General features: G+C 70.1%; 4 protein-coding genes. All 4 read right to left on the bottom strand.

Translation table 11 applies throughout. The features are described from left to right. Positions 1-717 (bottom strand): ribonuclease FAU-1 family protein (locus JGS39_RS39080; protein WP_372456194.1); only part of this gene is annotated, 717 nt, incomplete at its 3' end. 43 nt (positions 718-760) lie between these two features. Continuing rightward, positions 761-1369 carry a hypothetical protein gene (locus tag JGS39_RS41310; protein ID WP_236064659.1) on the bottom strand — a complete coding sequence of 203 codons (609 nt, stop codon included), beginning with the start codon at positions 1367-1369 and terminating at the stop codon, positions 761-763. A 100-nt stretch (positions 1370-1469) separates the two neighbouring features. Continuing rightward, positions 1470-1904: a DUF6892 domain-containing protein gene (locus JGS39_RS39070; protein WP_219574512.1), complete on the bottom strand. Its 435-nt coding sequence runs from the start codon at positions 1902-1904 to the stop codon at positions 1470-1472. 50 nt (positions 1905-1954) lie between these two features. After that, positions 1955-2548 (bottom strand): DUF5701 family protein (locus JGS39_RS39065; protein ID WP_236066054.1); only part of this gene is annotated, 594 nt, incomplete at its 5' end.

Genomic DNA, 2548 nt, shown 5'->3' with positions numbered 1-2548 from the left:
GGGCGGGGTCCGCCAGGCCGGGGGTGGCCGGAAATCGCACCAGGATCCGTCGAAGGGAAAGGTTCCGGCCTCCGCGAGCCGGGCCACCCTGTTTCCCTCGGTCCTGATGGCCGTGGCCTCCTCCGCGTTCCAGTACGCGGGATGACCGGTTTTCTCGGCGAAGGAGTCCTCATCCTTCCACTGCCAGGTCCGGTCCGGTGCCACGTTGATGTCGAGTTCGTGGTCGGCGATGTCGATGTCCTCGCCGTGGTGGACGCGGCGCTCCAGATTGACGTACCAACCGCGGAACTTCTGTCTGCGGCCGAAGAGCCACAGGACGGAGTGCGCGGCGCCCGTCGGCTGGTAGAAGAGCGCGCTGCCCATCGGCCACCGGCCGGCGACCACGGGGTAGCCCTCGGTGGGGCGCTCGTGCGGGGCGATGTCCCGCAGGTGTGTGGTGCCGCGCGGCAGGGCCGTGCACCACATCGGGGTGCCCTTCTCCATCCAGACGAGCTGGCCCTCGGGTGTGCGTTCGACGAGGCGCACGGGTACGGAGGCGCTCAGGTGGCCGCCTATGAAGAAGTTCCAGTGCAGGATCTGCCCTGGTTCGTCGCTGAGGCCGGAGCCGACGCGGTTGCGTGCGTCGACTTTAGTGTCGTCCGTTGCCGGGCCGGTTCTCGTCCCGGTTCCTGCGCCGTTGCCGACGGCGTCCCTCTTGCCCGTTTTCATGCAATTGATCATGCCCGCGGAGATGCCCCCGGACACGTGTCCGGCCACCTTGTCAGTGGCCTCCCCGGTTCTCCACGCACGGCCCCGTTCCCGGCTGCGGTTCGGCGTAGGCGCCGTGGACGCTGATGGTGAGCTCCTCCTTCGTCACGTGCCCGGACACGCACACGTCCCCCGTGTGAACGCTGTAGAGCCCGTCCCAGATGTAGACGCCGTGTTCCTTCCCGCAGCCGAGGTGTGCCAGTGCCGCCGTGATCCGCTTCTCGCTGACGTCGCCCTCTTTCCGGGCCTTCTCCAGCTCGTACCGGATGCGCTCCGCCGATGCCTCGCCCTTGGCGCGCTTGTCGGGGCTGAGTTCGCCCGCCATGCGGTAGGCGTGGTTGTCGGCGTAGTTGGGCGGCCGGTCGTCGCTGTTTCCCTCGTGCGGTGTACCGGTCGCGGCGTCAGCCGTGGGCGTGGGTGTCGGAGAGGAAGTCTGCTTCGAAGGCGCCTCGGTGGGCTGGGCGCACTTCGGCCGGGGAGCGAACGACGGTCGCGGAGGGGCCGACTGGGCCTGCTGCTGCCCGGCGTGTTCGGTGCCGCACGCGGTCACGGTGAGAGCCAGGAGCGCCGCTGCGGCGGCCGTCCGCCTCAGGCGTGCTCCGCGGTGTGGGGTGAGGGGCATGGCTTGAGCCTCCGGGGCGGGTCGCGGCGGGTGGGTGCCGTGCTTGGTACGGGGAGCAGTACGAGCAGTACGCCTGTGCAGGACGAGCCCCCCTGCCGGGTCAGTCGGTGGCGATGCCCCGGGCCGCCAGCACCTCGTGGTCGAAGGCGGCGCCCATCCCGCAGTCGTCGAGCCCCGAGATCAGCCGGAGGTTCGGCAGCAGGTCGAGGTCGTCGAGCGAGCCCACGTCGTAGAGGTCGTCCTCGCCGTCCCAGACCGGGGAGCACTCCTGGTACACCTCGAGCCCGCCGTCGAGGGTGAGCTCCTCGACCGTCGCGAGCAGCTCCGTGCTGATCTCCAGCGTCTCGAAGTGTGCGCGGGCCTCGGCGAGCACGGTGTGGGCGAGGTCGTTCTCGTACGCGTAATCCTGCGGGTCGTCGATTCCCTTCGCCTTCAGGCAGTCCGCGATGCGAAACGCCGGGGTGAGGGTCTCGTCGGTGTACATGAGCTGCTCGATGACGAGGAGCTTGAAGTTGAAGTCGCGGAAGGCAGGCATGCGGTGAGCGTAGCGAGGGGGTGTGACAGCCGGTCGGGGCGGCTGCCGCGCTAGGCGGCCGGGAGGTGGCGGCCCGTCGCGGAGCCGAAGCCCAGCCAGGTGTGCCGGTTGCCCGCCCAGCACCAGCCGGCCTTCGGGGCGTTGCGCCGCTCCCGGCCGTCGCGGCCGGTGCCGTTGCTGATCCAGAGTGCCGGCGTGCGGGCGTCCAGGTTGCCGTTGGCCTTGCGCAGCCGGGAGCCGATGGTCATGAAGCAGTGGTTGCGTTCCAGAGCGGCGGGCTGTTGGAGCACCCAGTGGATGCCCTCGCTGAGCAGCAGCGGAGTGCGGTTCTGCGCGGTGAGGGCGGGCAGTGCCTCGTCCGGGCTCCAGTTGGCCATGTGGTCGCCGCGGTCGACGCCGCTGATGACGTAGAGCGGAGCGTCGGGGACCACGACCGTGTCGAGCGGGGTGAAGAGGTCGACGTCGGGCATGTCGACGACGACGAAGCCCGGCTTGTCGTCGCGGCGGAGCAGTGGGGCGATGGCGGATGCGGGGGCCCGGTCCGGGTGGATGGCGAGGAGGCCGCCGCCGTTGCCGTCATCGTGCTGGTCACCGTTGCGATCCTCGTCCTCGGCCGCCTTGGCGAACGCGCGGATCTCGGCAGC

The sequence above is a fragment of the Streptomyces poriferorum genome, assembly GCF_019399235.1.
Classification (GTDB): Bacteria; Actinomycetota; Actinomycetes; order Streptomycetales; family Streptomycetaceae; genus Streptomyces; species Streptomyces poriferorum.
This window is presented reverse-complemented; position numbering and strand designations above follow the sequence as displayed.